The 25,318-nt window shown below is 71.7% G+C and carries 18 protein-coding genes; 2 read left to right on the forward strand and 16 right to left on the reverse strand.

The window, feature by feature from the left end:
- Positions 1 to 20: 20 nt before the first annotated feature.
- The 5 genes from WMF39_RS41475 to WMF39_RS41495 all read right to left on the reverse strand — a co-directional run bounded on the left by WMF39_RS41475 (position 21) and on the right by WMF39_RS41495 (position 7,250).
- Complete coding sequence (locus WMF39_RS41475; protein WP_437741959.1) at positions 21 to 2,138, reverse strand: ATP-dependent helicase; 2,118 nt, start codon at positions 2,136 to 2,138, stop codon at positions 21 to 23.
- Between the two features lie 88 nt (positions 2,139 to 2,226).
- Positions 2,227 to 3,219 (reverse strand): hypothetical protein, encoded by a 993-nt coding sequence (locus WMF39_RS41480; RefSeq protein WP_437741960.1) that lies wholly within the window; start codon positions 3,217 to 3,219, stop codon positions 2,227 to 2,229.
- Between the two features lie 52 nt (positions 3,220 to 3,271).
- The gene (locus WMF39_RS41485; protein WP_437741961.1) at positions 3,272 to 4,654 is read right to left on the reverse strand and encodes a serine/threonine-protein kinase; all 1,383 of its coding nucleotides are present in this window, start codon (positions 4,652 to 4,654) and stop codon (positions 3,272 to 3,274) included.
- Positions 4,651 to 5,643 (reverse strand): serine/threonine-protein kinase, encoded by a 993-nt coding sequence (locus tag WMF39_RS41490; protein WP_437741962.1) that lies wholly within the window; start codon positions 5,641 to 5,643, stop codon positions 4,651 to 4,653. The genes WMF39_RS41485 and WMF39_RS41490 overlap by 4 nt, the downstream gene beginning before the upstream one ends.
- A gap of 191 nt (positions 5,644 to 5,834) precedes the next feature.
- On the reverse strand, positions 5,835 to 7,250 hold the full coding sequence (locus WMF39_RS41495; RefSeq protein WP_437741963.1) for an extensin family protein: 1,416 nt from the start codon (positions 7,248 to 7,250) through the stop codon (positions 5,835 to 5,837).
- Positions 7,251 to 7,490: 240 nt separating this feature from the next.
- Here WMF39_RS41495 and mrtC point away from each other — a divergent pair, with 240 nt between their 5' ends.
- Complete coding sequence (gene mrtC, locus WMF39_RS41500; RefSeq protein ID WP_437741964.1) at positions 7,491 to 8,315, forward strand: myxosortase MrtC; 825 nt, start codon at positions 7,491 to 7,493, stop codon at positions 8,313 to 8,315.
- A 57-nt stretch (positions 8,316 to 8,372) separates the two neighbouring features.
- Here the strand turns inward: mrtC and WMF39_RS41505 are convergent, their stop codons facing one another.
- The gene (locus WMF39_RS41505; RefSeq protein WP_437741965.1) at positions 8,373 to 9,563 is read right to left on the reverse strand and encodes an AI-2E family transporter; all 1,191 of its coding nucleotides are present in this window, start codon (positions 9,561 to 9,563) and stop codon (positions 8,373 to 8,375) included.
- A gap of 143 nt (positions 9,564 to 9,706) precedes the next feature.
- On the opposite strand from WMF39_RS41505, the gene WMF39_RS41510 reads away from it, so the two are divergent.
- A complete protein-coding gene (locus tag WMF39_RS41510; RefSeq protein WP_437741966.1) occupies positions 9,707 to 10,396 on the forward strand; it encodes a TM2 domain-containing protein in 690 nt (229 codons plus the stop codon).
- Between the two features lie 84 nt (positions 10,397 to 10,480).
- Here WMF39_RS41510 and WMF39_RS41515 read toward each other — a convergent pair whose 3' ends face one another.
- The 10 genes from WMF39_RS41515 to WMF39_RS41560 all read right to left on the reverse strand — a co-directional run bounded on the left by WMF39_RS41515 (position 10,481) and on the right by WMF39_RS41560 (position 25,071).
- The gene (locus WMF39_RS41515; protein WP_437741967.1) at positions 10,481 to 12,634 is read right to left on the reverse strand and encodes a beta-galactosidase; all 2,154 of its coding nucleotides are present in this window, start codon (positions 12,632 to 12,634) and stop codon (positions 10,481 to 10,483) included.
- Between the two features lie 97 nt (positions 12,635 to 12,731).
- Positions 12,732 to 14,252 carry an NADH-quinone oxidoreductase subunit N gene (locus tag WMF39_RS41520; protein WP_437741968.1) on the reverse strand — a complete coding sequence of 507 codons (1,521 nt, stop codon included), beginning with the start codon at positions 14,250 to 14,252 and terminating at the stop codon, positions 12,732 to 12,734.
- Between the two features lie 3 nt (positions 14,253 to 14,255).
- Entirely contained in the window at positions 14,256 to 16,520 is a 2,265-nt protein-coding gene (locus tag WMF39_RS41525) for a complex I subunit 4 family protein (protein ID WP_437741969.1), read from the reverse strand.
- Positions 16,521 to 16,527: 7 nt separating this feature from the next.
- The gene (locus tag WMF39_RS41530; protein ID WP_437741970.1) at positions 16,528 to 19,119 is read right to left on the reverse strand and encodes an NADH-quinone oxidoreductase subunit L; all 2,592 of its coding nucleotides are present in this window, start codon (positions 19,117 to 19,119) and stop codon (positions 16,528 to 16,530) included.
- A 207-nt stretch (positions 19,120 to 19,326) separates the two neighbouring features.
- The gene (gene yihA, locus WMF39_RS41535) at positions 19,327 to 20,094 is read right to left on the reverse strand and encodes a ribosome biogenesis GTP-binding protein YihA/YsxC (protein ID WP_437741971.1); all 768 of its coding nucleotides are present in this window, start codon (positions 20,092 to 20,094) and stop codon (positions 19,327 to 19,329) included.
- The gene (locus WMF39_RS41540) at positions 20,091 to 20,429 is read right to left on the reverse strand and encodes a gamma-butyrobetaine hydroxylase-like domain-containing protein (protein ID WP_437741972.1); all 339 of its coding nucleotides are present in this window, start codon (positions 20,427 to 20,429) and stop codon (positions 20,091 to 20,093) included. The genes yihA and WMF39_RS41540 overlap by 4 nt, the downstream gene beginning before the upstream one ends.
- 209 nt (positions 20,430 to 20,638) lie before the next feature.
- Positions 20,639 to 21,658: a Gfo/Idh/MocA family protein gene (locus tag WMF39_RS41545; RefSeq protein WP_437741973.1), complete on the reverse strand. Its 1,020-nt coding sequence runs from the start codon at positions 21,656 to 21,658 to the stop codon at positions 20,639 to 20,641.
- A complete protein-coding gene (locus tag WMF39_RS41550; protein WP_437741974.1) occupies positions 21,655 to 22,056 on the reverse strand; it encodes a hypothetical protein in 402 nt (133 codons plus the stop codon). Before WMF39_RS41550 ends, WMF39_RS41545 begins: the two co-directional genes overlap by 4 nt.
- 55 nt (positions 22,057 to 22,111) lie before the next feature.
- Positions 22,112 to 23,065 (reverse strand): acetyl-CoA carboxylase carboxyltransferase subunit alpha, encoded by a 954-nt coding sequence (locus WMF39_RS41555; protein ID WP_437741975.1) that lies wholly within the window; start codon positions 23,063 to 23,065, stop codon positions 22,112 to 22,114.
- A gap of 122 nt (positions 23,066 to 23,187) precedes the next feature.
- A complete protein-coding gene (locus tag WMF39_RS41560) occupies positions 23,188 to 25,071 on the reverse strand; it encodes an adenylate/guanylate cyclase domain-containing protein (RefSeq protein WP_437295481.1) in 1,884 nt (627 codons plus the stop codon).
- Positions 25,072 to 25,318 lie beyond the last annotated feature (247 nt).

The raw sequence follows: 25,318 nt of genomic DNA on the forward strand, positions 1-25,318 counted from the left end.
CCCGCCGTCCCGCGCCCCGCTCAGGTGCGGCGGCGCGGGATGAGGGGGGGATCTCCAGCGAACGGGTTCATCGACAGCGCGGCCAGCACGCCGGCCGCGCCTGCCTTCACCTTCTCCATCCCCGGAGCGACCGGCGCGAGCTCCTCGCGCTCCTCGAGGAGCTCGGGGGGGATCTCGAGCATGAACCGGCTCGGCGTCCTCGGCACCATCTTGCCGCGCGAGCCGCGGTGCTTCGCCCGCGTGAGGTAGAGCCGATCGCGGGCCCGCGTGACCGCGACGTAGAAGAGCCGCCGCTCCTCCTCGATGCTGTGGCCGCCCGTGTCGCCGCCCTCCGCGCCGCTCGGCGCGGCGTCCGTGGCGCGCTCGTCGAGGCTGCGCTGGTGGGGCATCAGCCCCTCCTCCAGGCCGATCACGAACACGTACGGGAACTCGAGCCCCTTCGCGCCGTGCATCGTGGTGAGCGTCACCCGATCGGTGGCCTCCTCTTCCTCGGAGTCCTGCCGCAGGGCGAGCAGCCGCAGGAACTCGGCGAAGCTCGCGCGGTCCCCCTTCCCCTTCTCGTCGCGGCGCGCGAAGACGTTGAGCAGGCCCTCGATGTTGCCCCAGCGGCGCGCCGCGGCGTTGGCCGTGGACGAGCCGGCCATGATGTCTTCCTTGAAGCCGGCGTCGGCGAGGAGCGCGCGGGCGACCTCCGCGGAGGGCTCGCCGCGCTCGAACCGCGCGCGCGTGGCCTCGATGATCCGGAGCAGCTGGCGGCAGCCCTCGATCGCGGCGGCGGTCAGCTCGTGGACGGCGTGCGGCCGCGACACCGCCGTCCAGAGCGACGCGTCGTGCGCCGTCGCGTAGGCGCCGAGCTTGGCCACCGCGACGTCGCCGATGCCCCGCGCCGGGTAGTTCAGGATGCGCCGCAGGCACATCTCGTCGCCCGGGTTGAGCGCGACGCGGAGGTAGGCGATGAGGTCCTTGACCTCCTTGCGCTCGAAGAACTGCTGGCCGCCGATCATCCGGATCGGGATCTGCCGCTCCTTGAGGGCCGACTCGATCGCGGCCGCCTGGAGGTTCGAGCGGTACAGCACGGCGATGTCCTTCGGCCGCGCGGCCTCCCGCTCCAGGAGGCGCTGCGCCTCCGTGGCCACGAAGCTCGCCTCGACGTCCGGGTCCACGCAGATGATGGACCGCACCTTGTCGCCCTCCACCCGGGTGGCGATGAGCGACTTCTTGTGCCGCCGGGCGCCGGACTTGGCGAGCACCGCGTTCGCGACGTCGAGGATCGGCTTGCGGGAGCGGTAGTTGTGCTCGAGCTTGACGACCTTCGCGCCGGAGAAGTGCTCCTCGAAATCGAGGATGTTGCGCACGTCGGCGCCGCGCCAGGCGTAGATCGACTGGTCGTCGTCGCCGACGACCACCACGTTGCGGTGCTCGCCGCAGAGCAGGCGCAGGAGCTCCAGCTGGGCGCGGTTCGTGTCCTGGTACTCGTCGACGATCACGAAGCGGTAGCGCATCCGCCAGCGCTCGAGGACGTCGGCGCGCGCCTGCCAGAGGCGGACCACCTCGCAGATGAGATCGTCGAAGTCGAACGCCTGGAACGAGCGCAGCGCCGCCATGTAGCGCGGGTACACGAGCATCGAGATCTCGTCGTACTCGTCGATTCCCTTGCCCTGCCGCTGCGCCTCGGCCCAGGTCTCGGCGTCGAGGAACGCGTTCTTGGCGTTCGAGATGCGGGAGAGGATCGCGCTGACGTCGTAGCTCTTGCCGGCGCGGAGCTCGCGGAGGATCTCGCGGATGACCCCCAGGGCGTCGGACTGGTCGAAGATGGCGAAGGAGCCGCCGCGCAGGCCGAGGGCGCGGGTCTCCGCGCCGAGGACGTCGAGCCCGAAGCGGTGGAAGGTGCAGACCTTGAGCTCGCGCGCGACCTTGGAGCCGACGAGCTTGCCGACGCGCTCGTGCATCTCGGCGGCGGCCTTGTTGGTGAAGGTCATCGCCAACATGGAGCGCGCCGGGATGCCGCGATCGAGAAGGCGGGCGATCCGCGTGGTCACCACACGCGTCTTGCCGGAACCTGCGCCGGCGAGCACCAGCATTGGCCCGAGCTCGTGCTCGACGGCCGCACGTTGAGACGGGTTCAATAAGTCCGACACCGTGCCGTGGCCTAGCCCGGCGCGCGGCGGAGCGGGAGCTTGATTTTACCGGAGCGCGGCGCGGACGCGGGATGGGCGCTGAAAAGGCTCAGATACCGGGCGGCGTGGCGAACTGCCCAGGGAACGGGTTCGCCTCGCGGCGGCGCTGGACCTCGTCGAACGTCCAGGGCGTCGTCCCGCGCTCGTTGAAGAGGGCCACGCCGATCACGCCGACGTTCCTCGTGTCGCCGTGCTTCTGGTTCGCATAGGAGCCGCGGACCGAGCCGAAGCGGAACGCGGCGACCGTGTCGACGGACTGGCGGAAGCCGTCGATCTCGAGCTCGCCGTGGGGATCGATCAGGTAACCGCGCTTGCTGAACGTCGCGGCTTGGCCGTCCATGACGTCGAGGCCGTCGACGGAGACGACGCACTCGATCCGGGTCGGCGTGAGGTTGCGCAGCACGATGCTGTAGCGCTGGCCGGCCTCGCCGATGACGTGGCTCTTCTCGCCGGCGACGAAGCCGCTCAGGAAGCCGCCGCCCTCGCCGCGGAGCCCGACCGCGACGGCGCCGCCCGCCAAGGTGAACGCCTGCGGCGACGTGCGGCGGAAGCCGGACGCGCTCGCCATGGCGCGGGCGCCCTCGGCGTCGTTGTAGAACAGGCTCGCGACCACGAAGGGGCGGTTGACGTCGGCCCGGACGAACGGCGCGGTCGAGATGCGCGACACGCGCGTCTCGCCCCACTCGGTGCCGAGGCCCGGGCGATCGATGGGCTCCGGCGCGACCTGGCTGCTCGGCGCCTTGCGCACCGCTCCCTCGGCGCGCAAGGCGCCGCCCGTGGCGGAGGGCCGCTCGATCTCGGCCGAAGGCGCCGCGGGCGAGGCGTCGAGCGACGGCGGCGCGGCGGGCGCGCCCGGCTCGTCGAACGCGGCGCCGTCCTGGAACCCCTGTGCGCTGGAGGGCTCGGGAGCGCCCGTGATCGCGCGTCCCCCCTTTGCCGTGGAATCCGCCGGCCGGGCCGCTGTGCTGCCGCCGCAGCCGGCGGTGCCCGCGAGGAGCGATATCGCCAAACAAGCCAGCCCGATTCGTCGCATCCGGTTCATGGTCCCTCCACTCCGCATTTGCGGTGTCGACCAGAGAACGGGCGCGACGAGGCTACCTTACAGCCGAGCGCGCCTGCGCCCCGGCGTGCGCGGACGGAGGCGCGGGCGCGGGGGGTTCACTCGCCGCGATCCAGCGCTGCGCCAGCGCGAGCCCGAGCGCGGCCGACGCGACGGCGAGCGCGCAGACGGCGAGCGCGGAGGCGCGCGACGCCGCACGGGCGACGGGCCACGCCGGAGATGCGCGCCGCGTCGAGCGCGCCCTCGGGCGGCGCGAGAGGCGCGCGGCGCCGGCCGACGCGGCGAGCAGCGGTCGGCGCTGCGCCTCCGCGGATGCCTCGCCGCGCGCAGGCGTGCAGGCCGCGACGGCGTCGGCCGCGGTCGGGGTGAGCGCGGTCGCGCTGACCACCGGCCCGGCGCTCGAGGGCGATCCGTCGTGCAACCGGACGTGCACTCGGCGCACAGCGGCTTCCATGTCGGCGGCCGTCTGGAAGCGATGCTCGGGCGCCTTCGCGATCGCGCGCAGGATCAGCCGCTCGAGCGCCGCCGGGATCGGCTGCGGCGCGAAGCGCGAGGGAGGAGGAGGCTCCTGCTCGCAGTGAGCGAAGCGGAGCGCGTCGCCCCGGCCGCGCAGCTCGTCGAAGGGGCCTCGCCCGGCGACGAGCTCGTAGAGGACGAGCCCCATCGCATAGATATCCGCGCGCGGATCGATCGGCTGGGCGGCGCACTGCTCGGGCGCCATCGTCCTGGGTGTGCCGATGACGGCGTCCGGGGCGGTCAGCGAGGCGCTGCCGTGGAGGAGCTTCGCGACGCCGAAGTCGAGGACCTTGAGCGTGCCGTCGTCGCAGAGGAACAGGTTCTCGAGCTTGAGATCGCGGTGGACGATGCCCGCCGCGTGCGCGAGCGACAGCGCGGACAGGGCCTGCAGGACCAGGTCGAGCGCGGTCGGGACCGCGACCACGCCGAGGCGCGCGAGCTCGGTCCGGAGATCGCGCCCCTCGAGGAGCTCCATGGCGAAGTAGGGGCGGCCACCGTCGGTCACGCCGAGATCGAACACGTCGGGGAGACCCGGGTGGCGCAGGCGAGCGATCGAGCGCGCCTCGGCGCGCAGGCGCGCCGAGAGATCGCTGCGGCCGGCGTGGCTGCGGTGCAGCACCTTCACCGCGAACCGTCGACCGAGCGCCCGGTGCTCGACCTCGTACACCTCGCCCATGCCGCCCTGGCCGAGCAGGCGCACCACGACATACGGTGTGCCGGGGAGCGGCTCCCCCTCACCCGGCGCGCGGAGCGGCCACGCGCCTTCGGACGGCTCGCCCTCGCCCTCGCCCTCGCCCGGCGCGCGGAGCGACCGCGCGAAAGGCGCCCTCGGCGCGAGCGACACCCCGCGCGCGTAGAGCAGCGTGCGCGCCCCGGAGCACTCGGCGGACGCGCCGCTCATCGCGCCTCTCCGGCCGCGAGGTGCGCCCGCGCGCTGCGCTCGCCGTCCGGCGGCGCGGCGCGCCCCGCTCCGCCGTGAGCCGGCGTCTCCCTGCCCCCGCCTTCGCCCAGCGCCTCCGCGAGCGCGGCGGCCATCGCGTCCGCCGTCTGCCAGCGGAGCCCCGGATCCTTCTCGAGCGCGCGCGCGACGGCATGATCGAGCGCCGGAGGCACCCAGAGGAGCGAACGAAGCCGCGGCGCCGGTGTGTTGAGGTGCGCCCGCATCACCGCCATCGAGTCGACCACCGGAAACGGACCGCGCCCGGTGATCGCCTCGAAGAGGAGGAGGCCCACCGCGTACACGTCGGTGCGAGCGTCGACCTCCTCGCCGCGGATCTGCTCGGGCGACAGGTAGCGCGGCGTGCCGAGGACGTTCGAGCCCGTCGACGGCTCCAGCCCCTCGCGGCTCACCTTCGCGATGCCGAAGTCGATGAGCACGGCGTGCTCGGCCTCGGGCACACCGGGCGCGCTCTCCAGATCGGCAACGCCTTGCTCGGCGCAGCTCGCTTGCGCGAGGAAGACGTTCGCCGGCTTGATGTCGCGGTGGACGATGCCAGCGCGGTGCGTCGCCGCGAGCCCGCCGAGCACCTGGATGGCGATGTGCACGGCGGCGGGCGTCGCGAGCGGCCCGCGCGCGTCGAGCCGCTCGCGCATCGTCTCGCCGAAGAGGCGCGGCATGACGAGGAAGGGCCGGCCGTCGCTCGTCACGCCGACCTCCTCGACCTTCACGATGTGGGGATGGCTCAGCGCCGAGAGAGCGCGCCCCTCCTGGACCAGGCGCGCTCCGATCTCGCTCGACCCCTCGTGCATGGCGCGGAGCAGCTTGAGCGCCCGCAGCTGGCCGCGGCGCCCGGTCACCTCGAAGACCTCCGAGCACGAGCCTGCCCCGATCCGACGGAGCACACGGTAGGAAGTCCCCGGCAGCGGCTGTCCGTCTTTCTTTTGCACCATGTCCGTCGACCTCCCTCGCGGGGGCGCGCGGCGGAGCGCCGGCGCCTTCGTTCGGGAAGGGAATCGTCGCTCTCGTGGCAGAAGTTGCGCGAACAAACCGCTCAGATCATCAAAAAACGCGCAATCAACGGATGTGCAGTGGGACGCGCTGCGAGCCGTTCAGGGCTGCACAAGGGGCGCGCGGCCTTCGCTCAGTGATAGAGGAACCACCGGACGCCCGGCTTGATCTCCATATGGTAATGGTCGACGTGCGCCGCATTGAAATTGGGCGTCAGCACGTATGTAAAAATCCCGAGGTCCGCCGCTTCGCACACGATGGACCGGAGCTCGCGCGCCTCGGGGAGCTCGGGCTGGGGCGCCCCCTCACCGCAGGTCTTGTCCCCGATGCGGCCGTGGAAGTGGCGCGCGACGCTGATCCAGGTGCCGTCGCGCTTCTTGAGGGCACCGACGTCGACGGCCAGGCCGGCGGGGTGCCGCGTGCCCGGCGGAGCCCACGTGCCGCGGGGCTTCTGCGCTGCATCGCTGCGAAGCGCGACGTCGCCACGGTGCTTGACCGGAGACGTTGTCGCCCGGGTCGGCCCCGCGGCTTTGCGCCGAGCAGCGCGGCGCGCTCCGGCCTTGCCGGCGGCCTTCTTGGCCGGCCCGCTGCGCGCAGCGATCGTCCGCGTCCGCTGGCCAGGAGCCTTGGAAGCGGCGCCTGGATCGGCTTCCAAGGCGCCCTTCTCCTTCGGCGCGGCCTCCGCTGCGCCCTTCTCCTTCGGCGCGGCGCCAGCTGCGCCCTTCTCCTTCGGCGCGGCGCCAGCTGCGCCCTTCTCCTTCGGCGCAGCCCCCGCGGCGGCCCTCGCCTTCGGCCCGGTCTCTGCCGCACCCTTCTGCTTCGGCGCGGCCTCCACTGCGGCCCTCGCCTTCGGCCCGGCCTCCGCTGCGCCCTTCTCCTTCGACGCGGCCTCCGCCGCCCCCTTCTCCTTCAGGCGTCGCGGCCGCTCCTCAGGTGCCTTGGACGTCCCATCGAGCGCGCCCTTCTTGCCGAGCTCCACCGGCGGCGCAGGCTCGACCGGCGAGGCCTGCCTCGTCGATTCCTCGCGGGCAGCGCCGTCCGCGGCCTCTGCCTGTTGCACCGCGCTGTCAGCGGCCTTGGCATGAGCGATCGGGTGCCCGTGCTCTCCGTCGCCGTCCACGCCCTCGCGGCCGCGCATCGGCACGTTGGGTCGATACATCGTGTAATGGACGACCTCGTCGATATCGTGCCTCGAGAGCACGGCCGCGAAATCGTCGAGGGCGAGCGCGAGGCGCGCGTCCAGGATCTCGAACATGCTCGTCACGCGCTGCTCGGGCGGGAGCACCGAATGAAAGTTCACGCCGTTCAGCCTACCCGTGAGCCGGATCGGAGCGCGCACCCCAGGCGCGTGGTCGACCTTGAGGTACAGGATCTTCCGGCGATCCAGCTCCGCCAGCGCCTCCTCGTTCGTCATGTTGGCGTAGCGGTACGCCGGAGACGCCTCGGCGACGCTCGCCTCCGGCGTCGTGAGGAACGGCGACGCGGCCGACGCGGGCGCCGGACCGAGCGTCGCGACGGACGCAAGCAGCGCGCAGGCCAACGGCTTCATCAGACAGCGAAGTCGGGAAAACGCCACAGCGGCCGCACTCTAACGTGGCCGGGCTGGAAGGCTAGAAAATGGGCGGTGGCTGGACCCGTGTGCAGCACCTGAATCGCGCCGCCCCGAGCGCTGACCATCGCGGAGGGACATCGTGGCGGCTAGGCTGAGCGCGCGCGGCCGCGACCCCTGGTCGCCGCGATCCCCGCGTAAGCCCCCGCACCGCGCGCTCCCCTCCGCGACGAACACGCCTTGCAGCCGCCCACACCCATCGAACCGAGCCGAGACGCACGCGCACCTGCGGGCGACGAGACACCTGGCGCGCCGGCAGACGCGAACGCCGCGCATGCGGGCGTCGACGAGCGCGAGCGCCCGCGGCCGCCCGAGCCGACCGCGGCGCGCGCGCTCCTCGCCGCTGGCATCACGACCGCCGCCGTGACGGCGGTGTCTTACGCCGCGCCGAAGAGCTACGCCGGCACGCTCGTCGGCCTCACGTTCTTCGCGGCGACGTCCTGGCTCGTGCTGAGGTACGACGAGTCGACGATCCGCGCCCACGGCCTGTCCCTCGGAGGGCTCCTGGAGCCCGTGCCGCTGTCGGCGAGGCGCCTCGCCCGCGCCGCGCTCCGCGCCGTCGCCTGGGCGACGCTGGTCGCCGCGATCGTCTTCCCGCTCTTCTGGCTGGGCTACCGGCTGTACTGGGGCGCGACCTCGCCGTTCGTGCTGCGCCCGCCGCCCTCGCTCGCCGACGAGATCGCCGCGCAGCTGCTCGTGGTCGCGCTGCCCGAGGAGGCGTTCTTCCGGGGCTACCTCCAGAGCGCCCTCGACCGCGTCTTCCCGCCGCGCTTCCGCGTCGCCGGCGCGACGCTCGGCCCGGCGTGGCTCCTCTCGTCGGCGATCTTCGCGATCGGCCACGTGCTCACGATCCAGCACCCGGCCCGGCTCGCCGTCTTCTTCCCCGCGCTCCTCTTCGGATGGCTGCGGGCGCGCACAGGCGGAATCGGGGCGCCGCTCGTGTTCCACGCGGCGTGCAACCTCCTCTCCCTCACCCTCGCCCGCGGCTACGGCCTGTCGCCGTGAGCGCCTCGCTCGAGGGCGCGGAGCGCGCCTTTCGCGGCGCTCCGGCGCGCCGCCGCGTCACACCGGCGGTCGCGACGTCGGAGGCGGTCGCGAGGCCGGCGGCGGTCGCGATGTCGGCGACGTCAGCGAGGGCGGCGGCTGCGACGTGTACGGGCCCAGCGGGAGGCCCGAACTGGAGATGCCCGCGCGCGTGTCGACCGCCCAGAGGACGATCGCGGCGACGACCGGGCCGATGAAGATCCCCGCCGCGCCGAACAGCTCGAGCCCGCCGAAGATGGCGAGGAGCGCGATGAGCGGGTGCATCCCGCCGTGCGAGCTCTGGACCCACGGCCGGATCACGTTGTCCGAGAGCCCGATGAGGACCGCCGCGGCGCACATGCCGATCCCCGCCCCGATGCGCCCGACGACGAACAGGTAGATGGCCGCGCCCAGCGTGACCGGCGTGGTGCCGATCATGGGGACGAGCGAGAGCAGCGTGGCCAGGAGGCCGAGCAGGAACGCGCCCGGCACGTTGCAGACAAACAGCGCGATCGTCGTCAGCGTCCCCTGGACGGCCGCCGTCGCGAGCAGGCCGAGGACGGCGCCGTGCACCGTGTCCTGGATCGACGCGAAGAGGACGTCCGTCTCCTCGTTCCTGAACGGCGACTGCGTGAGCAGCCAGCGCAGCAGCAGGCCCCCGTCGCGGAGCAGGTAGTAGAGCGCGACGACGAACAGGAACGCGTCGACGATCGTCTGCGGCACCGCGGCGACCATGCCGCCCGCGAAGCCGGCGATCGAGCTGCCCACCCGCTCGAACAGGTTGCTCACGTACGTGCGGACATCGTCCCCGGACAGACCAGCCCTGTTGAGGAGCGCCGTTATCCTCCCGTCGTTCAGGAGGCCTTGGACCCGCTCGATCGTGTTCGACCAATCGCGCGCGAAAAAGCGGCTTATCGAGGCGGAGGCCTCGATGATGATCACCGCGAGCGGGATGCACACGAGGATGATCACGCCCACCGTCGAGATCGCGGGCGCGAACTGGCGGAAGCGGCCGAGTCGAGGCGCGAGGCGGCGCTGGAGCGGGGAGACGAGGAGCGCGACCAGACCGCCGAGCAGGACGGGGACGAGCAGCCCCTTCACCATCCAGAAGAACAGAGCGATGAGCCCCGCCCGGAGGGCGAACGACAGCCATCGATCGGACTGAAAATCTTGCTGCATCGCCGGGTGCGCTCGCTCCTGCGCCGCGCTCAGCGGCCCATCGTGGGCCAAGGTAGGGTGGGCCTCCGGCAACCACCAGCGATTTCCGCGTTGCGCAAGCGCGGCGCCGCGGTTCCAGGATACAGTCAGGCTCGGCTGACGACCGCGGGGCGCACGGCCCGCCTCCACAGCCGCATCAGCTGGAGGGAACGAGGATGAGCACGAGCGGAGGCGGAGTTCCGCCCGGAGGCGAAGGCTGGGGCAACGCAGGCGGCGGCTGGGGGTCGAGCCCGCCCGGCGGCCAGGGCGTGGCGCCGGGCGGCGGTGGCGGCGCGTCCTCGTCGGGCGGATACCCGCCGCCTGGCGCAGGATGGGGTGCGCCCCCCGGCGGCTACGGCGCGCCGCCTGGAGGCGGCTGGGGCCCGCCGCCGGCTCACGGCGGCGGACCGCCTCACGGCGCCCCGGCGCAGGCCTATTCCGACAAGGACCAGGCGACAGCCTTCATGCTCGCCGTGTTTCTCGGGACCTTCGGCGTCGATCGCTTCTACCTCGGCCAGACGGGGCTCGGGCTCCTCAAGCTGTTCACGTGTGGTGGCCTCGGCTTCTGGAGCCTCATCGACACGATCCTGATCGGCACCGGATCGATGCGAGACGCCCAGGGGCTCGTGCTCAGGCGCGACGCGCCCGTCGGCCACCCGACCAAGAGCCAGTCCACGCTGTTCTTGCTCTCCTATTTCCTCGGCTACTTTGGCGCAGATCGCTTTTATCTGGGACAGACAGGGCTCGGCATAGCGAAGCTCTTGACGTGCGGCGGGCTCGGTATCTGGTCGCTGATCGACATCCTCATGATCGGCATGGGCCGCTTCCGCGACGCAGAGGGCAACTCGCTGCGGTTCGAGCGCTGATCGAGGGGCACACCGGGTCAGGAGGGGAGCGAGCGGAGATACCGAGCCTCGCTGGCCGTCGCCGCGCAGCGCGCGGCGACGGGGCTACTCCAGCGCGAGCATCCGCACGGAGCGAGGCACGAGCCGCACCTCGAGCGCCCCGCGCCGCGCCTCGAAGTGCGCGTCGTCCAGCACATCGCGCGCGCGCTGGGCGCTCACGGTGACGCGCGCCACCACGTCCGCGTCTCCGGGGTTCAGCAAGAAGAGCACCCGCGGCGTGCCCGACGCATCCTCGTGCAGCGTCGCAAAGACACTGTCGGGATCACACGCGAAGGCCGGCAGGCCGAGCGCGTCGATGGCGCGAGACACCGCGGCGTCGGCCGCGGCGGGGTCGTCCTGGAGGAGCGCCGGCAGGTTCTGTCCGGGGGCGAGGAGCCGCTTCAGATCGTAGGGCCGCGGCAGCTGGCGGAAGGCGCCGTCGAAGGTGGGCTCGCGGGGGCCGAGCGTGATCAGCGTCCCCTGCCGGGACGTCGCCTCCAGCCACGCGAACAGCTCCGGGCTCAGGCCGCCCGAGGTGGCGCAGATGACCCAGCGCGCCCCGACGAGCGAGATGTCGCGATCCTCGCCGCCGACGTGGGCGTAGGGGACGCCGCGCGCGTCGAGCGCCTCCTCGAACGCACGCACGAACGTGTCGGACTCCACCGCGAGCGGGTAACCGAGCCCGAGGTCGTCCTCGAGGCAGCGATCGCGGGCGCCGAAGTTCATGATCGAGAAGAACGCCCCGGTGAGCGGGCCGAACGCATGCATCACGCGGGAGAGCCGGCGCTCCGTGCGCGGCGTGACGATGCGCACCGGCGCCGGGCGGCGGAGCTCGTGGAACCTCGTCGCCTCGAGGGCCGCGGAGAGCTTCCGCCAGAAGGCGGCGAAGGGGCGAGGGCGGCCGCGCGGATCGATCGGCGCGCCGATCCAGCGGTCGCGCTCGACCGCCATGTAGATGTTGTACCCGCGCAGCCCGTACGCGAGCGCGGCCATCATCACGAACACGCTGTCGCGCTCCTCGAGCGGCGGGAAGAACGGCGGGAAGCCGGCGCCCATCTCGCACGCGAAGGGCGGCAGCGAGAGCGCCTCGCAGCGCACGGCGAGCTCGCTCGTCCGGCGGGCGATGATCTGCCGGCTGCTCGGGCTCGCGATGCTGTAGTAGTCGAGGCCGACGAGGTCGACGACGCGCGAGATGCGCGCCGGGTTGAGCGGCGTCGCGTCCTGTCCCATCGGGAAATTGTGCATCGTGGGCAGGCCGTCGACGCCCGCCGCGGAGAGCGCCCTCGCGAAGCGCCCCATGGCGGTCTCGAGGAGGTGCTCGTGGAACTCGCTCCAGTCGAGGTGGCGCGCGAGATCGGCCGGCGTCTCGGCGTCGAACGCGACCGGCGGCGTGATCGTGGCGAACCGCAGATCGCCCTCCTCGGCCTGCGCGCGCTCGCGGGCGATCGCGCGCACGAGCGCCGCGCCGACGTCCTCGGTCGCGTCGCCCTCCGGGCTGGGCTCCACCCTCTTCGTCGCGTAAGCGCGCTGGAGCGCCTCGATCGTCCGGTACTTCTCGCGCAGGAAGTCGCGGTACAGGGAGATCGCGTCCGGGTGGTAATCCTGGTCGTACGCCCCGTCGCGGAAGTAGAGCGCGCCCTCGTTGTCGATCTGCAAGAGCACGATGGGCCCGTCCGGGTAGAGGTGCGGCTTCAGGACCGGGGCGAGCGCGTTGAAATAGCGGGCGACCTCGTCGTGGAATGCGTTGCTCGCGTAGCTCGGGACCGGGAACCCGTACGGCAACATCGGGAGCACGACCGGGTTGTTCCGCGCCGAGCGGGCCTGGCAGCTGGGGTCCCAGATGACGCGCTCAGGGATGCCGAAGCAGGTGAGCTCCGCGTTGATGTGCGGGCCCGGGCGGGCGATGACGTAAAAGCCGAGCTCGTGCGCAAGGCGGAGAAAGGCGCCGACGTCGCGGCGCGGATCGAGCCGGCCGAAATCGAACTGCCCCGGGCCGGTCTCGTGAACGGCCCACGGCACATAGATGTCGATCAGGTGAACGCCGAGCGAGCGCGTGGCCTCGAGGCAGGCGCGCCAGTGCTGCGGGTCGAGCCGCCAGTAGTGCACGCTGCCGGCGTACAGCGGGACCAGCTTGCCGCCGATGTCCAGGCCGCCCGGGACAAGGCGTACCCCCCGCGCGAAACGTTCCTCTGGAGAGATCGCGTCCTGGGTCGTGGCCACGCGCGCGCACACTAGCAAGGATCGCGGGGAGATCGATACCGCCGCGTTCGGCCCAGCGCGCGCCGGATGGGGCGACGTCGGCGCCGTGGCACAGCGCTCAGCGCAGGATCGCCACAGAGCGCGCCACGAAGTCGTAAACCGGCCCCCAGTAGACCCCGAGCAGCACGGTCGGAATCGCGAGCGCGCACGTCGTCGCGCCGAGCAGCGGCCGCACCGATGTGGGCTCGGTGCGATCGCTCTTGTCGAGATACATCGTGCGAAGCAGGCGCGCGTAATAGAAGAGCGAGATCACGCTGTTCAGCACGCCGACGATCGCGATAACCCAGCTCCACGCGCCCCCGACGGCGAGCAGCGCCGAGAAGAGGTAGAATTTGCCGATGAAGCCCGCCATCGGGGGCAGGCCGGTGAGCGAGACGAGGAACACGGCCATCGCCGCGGCGACGAGCGGGGCGCGGCGCCCGAGCCCCCGGAAGGCGGCGAACGTCTCGTCTCCGCCGCTCTCCTCGGCCACGGCCATCACCACCATGAACGCGCCGAGGTTCATGAAGCAGTAGGTGACGATGTAGAAGGCGATCGCGGCGACGCCGGCGACGCTGAACACCGAGAAGCCGAGCAGCATGTACCCCGCGTGCGCGATGCTCGAGTAGGCGAGCATGCGCTTCACGTTCTCCTGCTCGAGCGCCGACAGGTTGCCGACGGTCATGGTCGCCATCGCGAGGCACCCGAAGAGCACCGGCCACGGCGTCGCGACGCCGGGCGGCGCGCTCCCGGCGCCGAGCGCGTCCGAGAAGAAGCGGATCAGCACCGCGAAGCCGGCCGCCTTCGGCCCCACCGAGAGGAACGCGGTCACCGGGGTCGGCGCGCCCTCGTACACGTCGGGCGTCCACATGTGGAACGGGGCGGCGCTGATCTTGTAGCCGAAGCCCGCGAGCATGAAGGCCGTGCCGACGAACACGACCTCCGGCAGCTTGCCCTGCTGCGCCGTGAGCGCGGCGATCCGCGCCGCGCACTCGTCGAGCCGCATCGACGCGGTGATGCCGAAGATCCAGCTCATCCCGTAGAGCATGATCCCCGACGCGACGCCGCCGAAGATGACGTACTTCAGCGCCGCCTCGCTCGATTTCGCGTCGTTGATCTTGAAGCCCGCCAGCACGAAGCTGATGACGCTGACGAGCTCGAGCGACAGGTAGATGAGCAGCAGGTGGCGGCTCGCCGCCATCAGGTTCATGCCCAGCGAGAGCACGAGGATCAGCGTGAAGAACTCGCCCGAGTCGCGGCGGAGCTCGGGCTCGATCCCGGGGGCCCGCGGGGGCACCGAGAAGAGGACGATCGCCCCGGTCACGAGCGCGAAGATCACGCGGAAGAGGTTCGAGAAGCGATCGAACGCGAGCAGCCCGTGGAAGAGCGCGCGAGGGGCGGCGTCCGTCGCCAGGAAGTACGCGCCCAGCCCGCCCGAGCAGGCGAGCGCCGCGAGGCTGAGGATCACGAGGCCGGCGAGCTTGAGGCGCGCCGGCGACGCGAGGTCCCACACGACGAGCAGCAGGGCCGCCGCGATGAGGACGAGCTCCGGCGCGAAGTAGGCGAGGCTCGCCACGTTGTCGAGGGTGCGGGGTTCCACGGCTTACCTGGCGCTGGCGAGGGCGCCCTGGCCCGGCGAGGCGCCCTCCTCCGGGGCGCCCGCGCGGGCGTACGCGGCGCCGCCCACGCTGTCTGCGCTTGGCGCGCCGGCGATCTGGGACTGCCCCGGCCTGTCGACGAGGCGGTGCACGTCGAGGGCCCCGCGATCGATGAGGCTGAGCAGCGGGCGCGGCCAGAAGCCGAGGACGAGGACCAGCGCCGCGAGCGGCGCGATCGACGCGAGCTCTCGCCCGCTGATCTCGGGGAACTTCCCGCCGAACGGCTCGAGGTACTTGCTCTGCCGCCACGACGCGCGGAACGTGCCGAGGAACATCCGCTGGAGGGCCCAGAGGTGGTAGGCCGCGGTGATGATGACGCCGACGGCGGCGAGGATCGTGAGGGCGCGGTAGCGCGGGAAGGCGCCGATGAACGTCATCGCCTCCCCCCAGAAGCCGGACAGGCCGGGCAGGCCGAGCGACGCCATGAACGCGAAGCCGACGAGCGCGGTGTAGAGCGGCATCTCCGAGGCGAGGCCGCCGAACCTGTCGATGTCGCGCGTGTGCACGCGGTCGTAGACCACGCCGACCAGGGTGAAGAGCATCCCGGTGATCAGGCCGTGGTTGAACATCTGGACGAGGCAGGCCTGGATGCCCTGCGGCGTCATCGCGCCGAGCGCCAGCAGCGTGAAGCCCATGTGGCTGACGGAGGAGTAGGCCACCAGCTTCTTCAGGTCGCTCTGCGCCATGGCGCAGAAGGCGCCATAGAGGATGTTGACCACCCCGAACACCGCCATGGCCGGCGCGGCCCACTGCGTCGCCTCGGGCAGCAGGGTGAAGTTGATGCGGAGGATGCCGTAGGTGCCCATCTTGAGGAGCACCCCCGCGAGGATCACGCTGATCGCGGTCGGCGCCTCCACGTGGGCGTCCGGCAGCCAGGTGTGGAACGGGAACATCGGGATCTTGATGGCGAACCCGACGAAGAGCCAGATCCAGACCACCTTCACCGCGGCGACGCCGAGGATCGTGAGCCCCTGCGCCGCCCAGGCGACCCGCGAGAGCTCCGGGATCGAGAAGATGCGCTCGGTGGCCTGGCCGTCGACCAGGTAGGTGTGGCCGGCGTTCAGGTAGAACCAGATGAACGCGAGCAACATGAAGACGCTGCCGGCCAGCGTGTAGAGGAAGAACTTGATCGCCGCGTACTCGCGCCGCGGTCCGCCCCAGATGCCGATGAGGAAGTACATCGGCAGGAGCATCACCTCCCAGAAGACGAAGAAGAGGAACAGGTCGAGCGCGATGAAGACGCCGAACATCCCCGTGACGAGGAGGTTGTACATCGCGAAGTAGCCCTTGAGCTGGTCGTGGACGCTGTAGCTCGCGAGGGCGCCCACGAACGAGATCAGCGCCGTGAGCAGGACCATCGAGATCGACACGCCGTCGACGCCGACGAAGTACTCGACGTTCAGCGAGCGGATCCACACGCCGTGCTCGATGAACTGGTAGCCGTCGTTCCCGTCGGCCCTGGTGAAGCCCCGATCGAACTGCGCGTAGAGCCACGCCGCGAGCACGAGGTTCACGCCCATCAGCACGACGGTCATCAGCCGGAGCTTCCTGTCGTCCTGGTAACGCAAGAGGTGCGCGAGGAAGACCGCGACCACGCCGAGCAGCGGCAGGAACGTCAGGATCGAGAGGATGTGGTCGCCGACGAAGCCAAGGCTGCTCCCGCGCTCCGCGTGAATGCCCATCGCGACGGTCCGCGCTACCTCCAGCACGCCGGCCGCGCCGGCCGCCACCGCGTCGGACTCGACGACGACGTGCCCGTAGAGCTCCCGCGCGCGCACGCCCGCGGTCTTCCACCGGACCACGACCTTCCGGCTCGCGCCCGGCGGGAGGGTCGCCGAGGTGCCGCCGCCCTCGAGCTCCACGCTGACGCCCGGCGGGACGCGCGGGTCCTCGGGGGACGTCCGCACGATCACCCGCGTCACCTTCAAGGGGCCGTCGCCCTGGTTCTCGATCGTGAACGAGCCGACGTGATCCGGCCCGCTCGCGGCGAGCTCGACCGGCGCGCCGGGCGGCTCCGCGCGCAGCGCGATCTGGCCGCGCGGCCCGGGCGCCCTCGGCGCATCGAGCGCCTGCGCCAGCGCCGGCGGCGCGGCCCCGAGCACGACGGAGAGCGCGACCAGGAGGGGGATCAGGAGCTTCATCGAGGTGGACCTGGCCGATCTCGCGAGGGCGAATCCACGGCGCATGCTGACGAGGGAGAGGTTCGACATCGGCCGTTCACCGCAGGAAGTAATGAACGATGCTGAACAAGGCGACGCCGCCCAGGAGGAAATAGACGTAGCTCTGGATGCGCCCGGTCTGCAGAGAGCGGAGCTTCGCCCCGGCGCTCAGCGTGCCCTCGGCGACGAGGTTCACGACGCCGTCGACGAGGTACCGATCGATGGCGCCCGTGACCCAGGCGGCGGCCCGGGCCAGGACCGCGACCCCGTTGACGATGCCGTCGACGATCCAGCGGTCCATCTCGGCGAAGAAGAGGCGCAGCGAGAGGGCGGCGCGCACCACCGTCGCGTCGTAGATCTCGTCGACGTAGTACTTGTTCGAGAGGAGCTGGAAGCCCGGGAGCCGCCGCTCTTCCTCGGCCCAGCGCGCGGAGCGACGCGCGCCGTAGCGGGCGCGCGCGAGCGAGAAGGCGGCGACCGCGCCGCCGACGGAGAGCGCCATGAGCGCGAGCTCGAGCCCCAGCCCGTGGCGCCGGAACGAGACCTCCGCGTGAGCGAACACCGGATGGAGCCACGCCTCCAGCAGGGGCTCGCCGTGGCCGCCGACGAAGTGGCTGGAGAAGCCGAACACCGCGCCCGCGCACGCCGACAGGACCGCCAGCACCGCGAGCACCCAGGTGATCGCCGGCGGCGACTCGTGGACCTGGGTCTCGATCTCCTTGCGGGCGTGGGGTCCCTCGAACGTCAGGAAGTAGCTCCGCCACATGTAGAACGAGGTGCCGAGCGCCGCCGCGAGGCCCATCCCGTAGAGGAGCAGCCCCGGGATCGGGCCGGTGTTCTCGGTGCCGAACGCCTTCCAGAGGATCTCGTCCTTGGACCAGAAGCCTGCGAAGAACGGGATGGGCGCGGCGGTGATGGCGAGGCACGCCGCCTGGTACGTCCGCGCCGTGAGCGGCATGACGCGGCGGAGGCCGCCCATGTTGCGCATGTCCTGGGCCGCGGCCTCGTCGTGCTCCACCGCGTGCATCCCGTGGATCACCGAGCCGGAGCCGAGGAACAGGCACGCCTTGAAGAAGGCGTGCGTCATCAGGTGGAACACGGCGGCCCAGTACGCCCCGACGCCGACCCCGATGAACATGAAGCCGAGCTGGCTCACCGTGCTGTAGGCGAGCACCTTCTTGATGTCGTACTGGAAGAAGCCGATCGTCGCCGCGAGGAGCGCCGTCGAGGCCCCGATCAGCGCGATGACGCCGCCTGCGACCGGGCTCAGCGAGAACAGAAAGCTGAGGCGCGCGACCATGTAGACGCCGGCCGTGACCATGGTGGCGGCGTGGATCAGCGCGGAGACGGGGGTCGGGCCGGCCATCGCGTCCGGCAGCCAGACGTGGAGCGGGATCTGGGCGCTCTTGCCGGCGGCGCCGACGAAGAGGAAGAGGCAAGCCAGCGTGATCAGCGCGACGCCGCCCCACACCGTCTTCGACTCGAGGGCATCCTTGAGGAACGCCTTGCCGCTCGCGTCCTTGATGACGAGCTGATCGTGGATCTCGCGGAACGTGACCGTCGAGCCCACGGTCGCCACCACGATCTCCTTGCCCGGCTCGACGCGCATCCGCTCGATCGCGGCGATCTCGACGCCGTCGCCCCCGATCACGGCGCCGTCGCCCGGCACGATCACCACCGAGTGCGCCCCGGCGTCGATCTCCTTGCGGATGAAGGGGGACACGCCGAACGGCCGCGGGCTCGAGGCGAGCTGAGCGGCGTCGGCGATACCGAGGTACACGCGCGCGCCGGGATGACCGGTGAAGGTGAGGTATCCCTTCGCCCCGGCGAGCGGCTTCGCCCTGCGCTCGCCCGCCTTGCCCCCGGCGCCGTCCTGCGCCCTGGCGGAGGCGCCGTGATCGCCGCGCGCCTCCGCGGCCACCGCGATGAAGCGCGCGCGGTAATCGGAGAGGAACCGGCCGTCGTCGAGCCACCTGGCGCCGAGGCCCCAGAAGAGGAGCGCCAGGCCGCACACGAAGCCCCAGTCGCCGATCCGGTTCACGACGAAGGCCTTCATGCCGGCGGAGGCCTTCTTGTAGTCGCTGTACCAGAACCCGATGAGCAGATAGCTGCAGAGGCCGACGCCCTCCCAGCCGAAGAACATCACGATGAAGTTGTCCCCGAGGACGAGGAGCAACATCGAGAAGACGAAGAGGTTCAGGTAGGTAAAGAATCGCCAGTACGCCGGCTCTGCCTCCATGTACGAGGCGGCGTAAACATGGATGAGCGTGCCGACGCCGGTGATGATCAGCGTCATGAGGCAGCTCAGCGGATCCATCACGAACGCGAAGTTCGCGTCGAGCGATCCGATGCGGACCATCTGCCAGGCGAAGCTGTAGAGCGCGCGTTCCCCCGGAGCGAGCCCGACGAGCTGGACGAAGCTCGCGAGCCCGAGAGCGAAGGCGCCCAGCATGGCGCCCACGGCGACGAGCGTGACGCCGAAGCTCCCGATGTGGAGCCGCCTCGACACGTCGCGACCGAACGCGCTCCGCTGCAACGCGCGGCCGAACAGCGCGTTGATCACCGCGCCGAGCATCGGCAGGAGCGGAATCCACCAGAGTGGCGTCAGCGCCGTGTGGACGTGCGTGACCTGGCCGGAGTAGTCGGGCATCGTTGGGGCAGCCGGTGAGAACATGGGCCGGCACGCGCGTCTTGCTCTGCAACGACCCCGCGACGTGTCAGTCGGCTCTGGTGACTCCCCCGCGGAACCGGAGGAGCCGCACGTTAATGGAGGGTCACAGGGCGGGTCAATACTTCCATCGGCCCTGTTCCGCGGCGAGACGCGCTGTTTCTGCGCGTATCTCGCACCTCTGCGAGGTCAGCCGTCGGTCGTCCGCTGGTCATCGTCCTCGCGCGCGGCGCCGCCGCTCGATGACGGCGCCGCGCCGCCGAGCTGCGTCACGCGCCGGATCGCGAGCCAGAGATCCCGCCTGCCCTCGCCGGTGATCGACGAGAAGCCGATCGCGCGGCGGAGAGCGCCGCCCGCCATGCGCGGGGCCGCCGCGGACAGCTGGTCCAGCGCGCGCCGGACCGACGAGCGCTGCACCTTGTCGACCTTCGTCGCGACGAGCAGCAGCTCCACCGGCCGTCGCGCGACGTCGCGGGACGCCTCGATGAAGCGGATGAGCTCGAGATCGTCCTCCTCGAGGCCCCGCCGCGCATCGACCAGGAGCAGCACCGCGGCGAGCGTGACGCGCCCGCGCAGGTACCCCTCGATCAGCGACGCCCACGCCGCTTTCTCGGACTTCGAGCGCCGGGTGAAGCCGTACCCCGGCAGATCCACGAGCTGGAACACCGCGCCGTCGCGGGCCCGCGCCTCGTAGAGGTTGATCTGCCGCGTCGAGCCGGGGTTCGAGCTCGTCCGGACGAGCCCTTTGCGCTCGACGAGCGTGTTGATGAGGCTCGACTTGCCGACGTTCGAGCGCCCGGCGAACGCCACCTCCGCGCTGACGGGCGGAGGGAGCGACGCGAGCGAGCCCGCGCCGGCGACGAAGGACGAGTCGACGATCTGGAACGGATCGAGCTGCCGCTCGGCGCGTGCCGTCGGAGCAGCTTGAGGCTTGGGGGCGCGGCGGGAGGTGGTCACTTCGAGCGGGGCGGCTGGAACTGTGGCTTGCACTCGTCGCACTGGCAGAGCGAGCGCAGGTACCGGAAGGTGTAGATGCCCGAGTCGTGCCGATCGCCCCACGTGAACTGGAGCGCGTAGTTGCCGACCTGCTCGATCTCGCGGACGTTCAGGTCGCCGCCGGGCACGAAGTTGATCGTGCCGCCGTGCCCCTGGCAGTTCGCGCACGGGCAGTACCCGCGCAGGAGCTCGTGCGGAAGGACGCTGCGGTGGCCGTCGGCCCAGTGGATCTCCATCACCCGCGCGCCGTGCGGCGCCTTGACCTGAGTGGGAGTCAGCTTCGGATCCTGCGGCATCGTGCCCTTCCAGGCGACGGCAGTACCACGCCGATCCGGCGCTGCAAAGCGCCGCGGCGCGTCCACCGGGCGCCGCTCCGCTTTTCTCGGATCCCGCGGTGTCTCCGAGGTTTCCAGGGCTCCGTCAGGGCTCGACCGCCCCGGCGCTCTCCGCGCCCTCCCGGGCGCCTCGGGCTAGCCGGAGCGGGAGCGGACCGCGGCTGCGCACGTCACCCTGCGGCGACCACCCGCGCACCGACGGGGGCGAGCGTCGCCTCGACGCGCTCGAGGATCCGCACGACCGCGGCGCCCTCGTCGAGCGGCGTCAGCGGCGGCGCGCGGTCCTCGACGCAGCGGAGGAAGTGCTCGATCTCCACGGAGAGCGGCTCGCGCCACGGCACCTCGAGCTCGCGCCCGGCCGGCGCGAGCTCGAGGTGCGCGGCGCGCTCGCTGGACGGCGCGCCCGCCGCGGCGCCGCGCGCGTCCAGGAACACGATGCGGTCGGGCGCGCGCACGTCGTCGAAGACCGCGACGCCCACGCTGCCGACGAGCCGCAGCCGCCGCTCCTTCGTCGGGCTCGACGAGCAGAGCTCGATCCGCGCCGCGAGGCCGCTCTCGAGGCGCGCCTCGAGCGTGACGAGCTCGCCGCACGGCGCGAGGTGGGCTCGCGCCTCGGCGAGCGGGCTCGAGTCGAGCGCCGAGAGCAACGAGAGATCGTGCGGCCCGAGCGTCCAGAGCGCCGACCGGGCCCCGCCGCCGGCGCCGGCGGCGCCGGCGCTCATCGACAGGCGCGCCGCGCTGAAGCTCACGAGATCGCCGAGGCGCCGCTCGCGCGCGAGCGCGACGAGGTGCACCACGGAGGGGTGGTAGCGGAGCAGGTGGCCGACCATGCCGATCCGGCCGAGCGCCGCAGCCCGGGAAGCGCAGCGATCGGCCTGCGCGGCGGAGAGGGCCAGCGGCTTCTCCACGAAGACGTCGGCGCCGGCCTCGAGGGCCCGCAGCGCGAGCTCGGCGTGGCTCGCCGCGGGGGTCGCGACGATCACGGCGTCCACGCGCGCGGCCAGCGCCTCGTCGATCGTGCGCACGAGCCGCGCGCGCGGGGCGAGCGCGCGCGCCCGCGAGAGGCGGCCGCGGTCGACGTCCGCCACGGCGACCACGCGCGCCCGCGCGTTCTCCGACAGCGCGCGGAGGAGCTTCTCCCCCCACCGCCCGCAGCCCACCAGCGCGACCCGGACGTTCGCGGCGCTCACGGCGCCCCCGGCGCCGCGGCGGACTCGGCCGGCCGGAGCGTGAGCTCGCCGAGGATCGCCTCGCCCTCGGCGTTGCCCGGGTGGATCGAGGGCCCGTTGATGTCGACGAGGAAGTCGTACCGCGCGCGCGCCTCGCCCTCGATCGTCGCGCGCACGCGGACGTGCTGGAAGCAGGCCGACTCGGTGGTGGCGCTCCAGGCGGGCGCCTTTCCCGGGTGCCGCGCGCCGATCGCCTCCGGCACGCTCCGGCCGCCCTCGGGGCGGTACTGCTGCACGATGCCGAGCGCCGCCCTGCGGTCCGAGGCGTTGAACCTCGATTGCGTCCAGAGGACCGCGCCGCCGGCGGCGGCGCTGGTGCCCACGAGCAGCAGCATCCGCATCGCCTTGCCGTAGTCCATCCGCGAGCCGTATAGCCCCGGCGCTCGAGGAGAGCCAGCCGGGGCGGCGCGCCGCCTAACCCACGAACGACCCGAGCCCGCGGAACCTGCGGTACCGATCGTCGACGATCTCCTCCGGCCCGAGCCCGTCCATCGACGTGAGCGTCGCCCAGAGCGCCTTGTCGAGCCGCACCGCGGCGTCGTCGTGATCCTGGTGCGCGCCGCCGGTCGGCTCCTCGACGATCGTGTCCACGACGCCGAGCTGCAGCAGATCCGGCGCGGTGATCTTGAGCCGGGCCGCGGCCTCGTCGGCGCGGGAGCCGTCCTTCCAGAGGATGGCCGCGCAGCCTTCCGGCGAGATGACCGAGTAGCAGCTGAACTCGAGCACCAGCACCCGGTTGGCGACGCCGAGCGCCAGCGCGCCGCCCGAGCCCCCCTCGCCGATGACGGTCGCCACGATCGGCACCCCGACCCGCGCCATCGCGGCGAGCGCGGCGCCGATCGCCTCGCTCTGGCCGCGCTCCTCGGCGCCGATGCCCGGGTAGGCGCCCATCGTGTCGATGAACGTCAGGATCGGCAGCCCGAACCTGTCGGCCATCTCGTAGAGCCGGATGGCCTTCCGGTAGCCCTCCGGGTGCGGCATCCCGAAGTTGCGCTTCACGTTCTCCTTGGCGCCGCGCCCCTTCTGGTGGCCCACCACCACCACGCTCCGCCCGTGGTACGTCGCGAGCCCGCCGACGATGGAGCAGTCGTCGGCGAAGCGCCGATCGCCCTTCAGCTCGACCCAGTCGGTGAACAGCCGCTTGATGTAATCGAGCGTGTACGGCCGGTTCGCGTGGCGCGAGAGCAGCACCTTCTGCATCGGCGTGAGGCCCGCGAAGATCTCGCGCGCCAGCCGGCCCGTGTTGTCCTCGAGCTGGGCGAGCTCCGGCTCGAACCGCGGGTCCGCCGCGGCGAGCGCGCGCAGCTCCCGCACCTTCTCGATGAGCTCTGCGACAGGTTTCTCAAAGGGTAGGATCGAAGCAGCCACGGCCCGGACCCTAACGCTGCAGCGGGCGGACGGCTACGGCGCTGTGCTGCCGCGCTGCATCGTCCACGGGATGACGCGCGCGCACGCCCCGGCCGATCGGCCGAGGCGCCGCGTCACCTCGGTCATTCGGGGAGGGCGTTGGTCGGCTCGGCGTGGATGAAGGCGTTCGCCGGGACCTGCGACATCGGCCGGCTCCGGATGACGTTGTAGATCGTGACCGGCTTGTCCTTGCCCTTCACCTTGGCGGGCTGGAGCTCCTCGGTCTCGAACCTTCCCCCGAGCTGCGCGTACGTGCTCTCGCTGATGACGATCTGTCCGGCCAGCGCGATGGAGCAGAGCCGCGCCGACGTGTTCGCCACGTCGCCGATCACGGTGTAGCTGAGCGCCTTCGAGCTCCCGATGTACCCGGCGACGAGCGGGCCGGTGTGGATCCCGATGCCGACCGCGAGCGGAAGCTCGCCCTTCTCGAGCCGCTCGCGGTTGAACTCGCCGAGCACCTCGCCCATCTTCAGGGCGCACTCCACGCTGCGGACCGCATCGTCCCGGTGGGCGACCGGCGCGCCCCAGAGCGCCATGATCCCGTCGCCCATGAACTTGTCGAGCGTGCCTTCGAACTGGAAGATGGTGTCGACCATCCGCTCGAAGTACAGGTTCAGCATCTCGACGAGCTCCTCGGGCCGCTTGCTCTCGGCCATGCGCGTGAAGCCGCGGATGTCGCTGTTGAAGACGGTGCACTCCTCGACGTGCTGGCCGCCCTGCTTCACGGCGAGCTGGCCGCTCAGCACGCGCTCGGCGATGTTCGGCGAGAGCAGCCGGCGCAGCTGCTCGCGCGTGACGATCTCGTTCTCGATCTTCTTCCCGAGGATGTTGATCTCGATGAACATCGCCGCCTGGTAGGCGATGGCCGTCACCAGCTCGAGGTCCTTGGGCTGGAACTGCGCGAGCGTCTCCGAGTCGAGCCAGAGCACGCCGAGCACCTCGCTGTTGTGCTGCAGCGGGGCGACGATCGCCGAGCTGATCCGGTTCAAGATCATGCTCTTGCCCTTCGACGCCGCGAAGTCCATCGCCGCGTCGTGCGTCAGCACCGCGGCCCGCTCGTGGACGACGTGGTTCAGGATCGTCGACGACACGCTGATCGGGGCCGTCGTCCCGTCGCGCCGCTGCATGGCCTGCGGGGTGAGCTCGCCGTTCTCGTTGCGCAGGAAGATCACCCCGCGGTCGGCGCGGATGAACTTGAACACGCTCGTGAGGATCTTCTCGAGCAGCTTCGTCGTGTCGCGCTCGGCGGCGATCTCGCGGGACAGCTCGTGCGACAGGCGCAGCCGCTCGTAGTCGGCGCGCAGCTGGTTCATGTCGTTGGCGATCCGATCGAACGCCAGGAACCCCTTGTCGACCGCGGCGATCTGCGTCCCGATCTGCCGGGCCTGATCGTTCACGTCGATGCGGGTGCCCTGCGCGACGAACGAGCCTCCGTGCGCCCCCGAGCGCCCCGGCAGCGGCGCGGTCCCGCCCGGCCCGGCGCCCAGCGGCGGCGGCGGCACGTACGGCTGCCGCGTCACCGGCGGCGCCACCGGCGTGCCCGGGAGCGGCGGCTGCGGCGGCTGGCGCTGGTACTGCGGCTGCTGCGGCGGATACCCGTGGCCCGGCGGCTGCGCCGGCGCCGCGCCTTGGTGGTTGACCACGGGCGGCCAGCCCGGGACGAGGGGCGGCGCGACCGGGGCGGCCGGATCGTCGAAGCGGCCACGCGTGGACCCCAGGGCGATCTCGTCCCCGTGCTTCAGCGGCGCTTCGCCCCGGACACGCTCGCTGTTGATGAACGTGCCGTTCAGGCTCCCCAGATCGCGCAGGACGAAGTGATCGCCCCGCTGCTCGATGATGCAGTGCTCCTTGGAGACGATCTTGTCGAGCAACTGGATGGAGTTGTTCGGGTGGCGCCCCAGCGAGTTCACGGGTCGCAGATCGATCGCCTGCTGGCCCTCGGCGGTCTGCAGGATGAGGCGGGCCATCGGTTCTGGCAGATTACCCAGCCGGGCACGGACCGACAATCTTTCCGGCCGAAGTCCAGCGCCGGCCGCGGGAGGCGACCGTGCCGGGCCGCGCAAAATGCGCCTTCGGCCCGCTGGAAACACCTGCGCCGAGCCCGACCGCCCGGGGCGGCTGTCGTCGGCTGTCGCATGGATACCTGACCGGATGATTAGCTTACCGGGCCCTGCATCTCAGGGAGGCGTCGCCTGGAACGGCTATGCGCCCACA

Origin of the sequence: Sorangium sp. So ce1504 (assembly GCF_051521635.1) — a bacterium.
Classification (GTDB): domain Bacteria; phylum Myxococcota_A; class Polyangia; order Polyangiales; family Polyangiaceae; genus Sorangium; species Sorangium cellulosum_B.

Coding starts and splice junctions, on each gene's coding strand:
- WMF39_RS41480 (WP_437741960.1), bottom strand. CDS start 3,219: ATGAACCGGATGCGACGAATCGGGCTGGCTTGTTTGGCGATATCGCTC.
- WMF39_RS41485 (WP_437741961.1), bottom strand. CDS start 4,654: ATGAGCGGCGCGTCCGCCGAGTGCTCCGGGGCGCGCACGCTGCTCTAC.
- WMF39_RS41490 (WP_437741962.1), bottom strand. CDS start 5,643: ATGGTGCAAAAGAAAGACGGACAGCCGCTGCCGGGGACTTCCTACCGT.
- WMF39_RS41495 (WP_437741963.1), bottom strand. CDS start 7,250: ATGAAGCCGTTGGCCTGCGCGCTGCTTGCGTCCGTCGCGACGCTCGGT.
- WMF39_RS41510 (WP_437741966.1), top strand. CDS start 9,707: ATGAGCACGAGCGGAGGCGGAGTTCCGCCCGGAGGCGAAGGCTGGGGC.
- WMF39_RS41525 (WP_437741969.1), bottom strand. CDS start 16,520: ATGTCGAACCTCTCCCTCGTCAGCATGCGCCGTGGATTCGCCCTCGCG.
- WMF39_RS41530 (WP_437741970.1), bottom strand. CDS start 19,119: ATGCCCGACTACTCCGGCCAGGTCACGCACGTCCACACGGCGCTGACG.
- WMF39_RS41540 (WP_437741972.1), bottom strand. CDS start 20,429: ATGCCGCAGGATCCGAAGCTGACTCCCACTCAGGTCAAGGCGCCGCAC.
- WMF39_RS41550 (WP_437741974.1), bottom strand. CDS start 22,056: ATGGACTACGGCAAGGCGATGCGGATGCTGCTGCTCGTGGGCACCAGC.
- WMF39_RS41560 (WP_437295481.1), bottom strand. CDS start 25,071: ATGGCCCGCCTCATCCTGCAGACCGCCGAGGGCCAGCAGGCGATCGAT.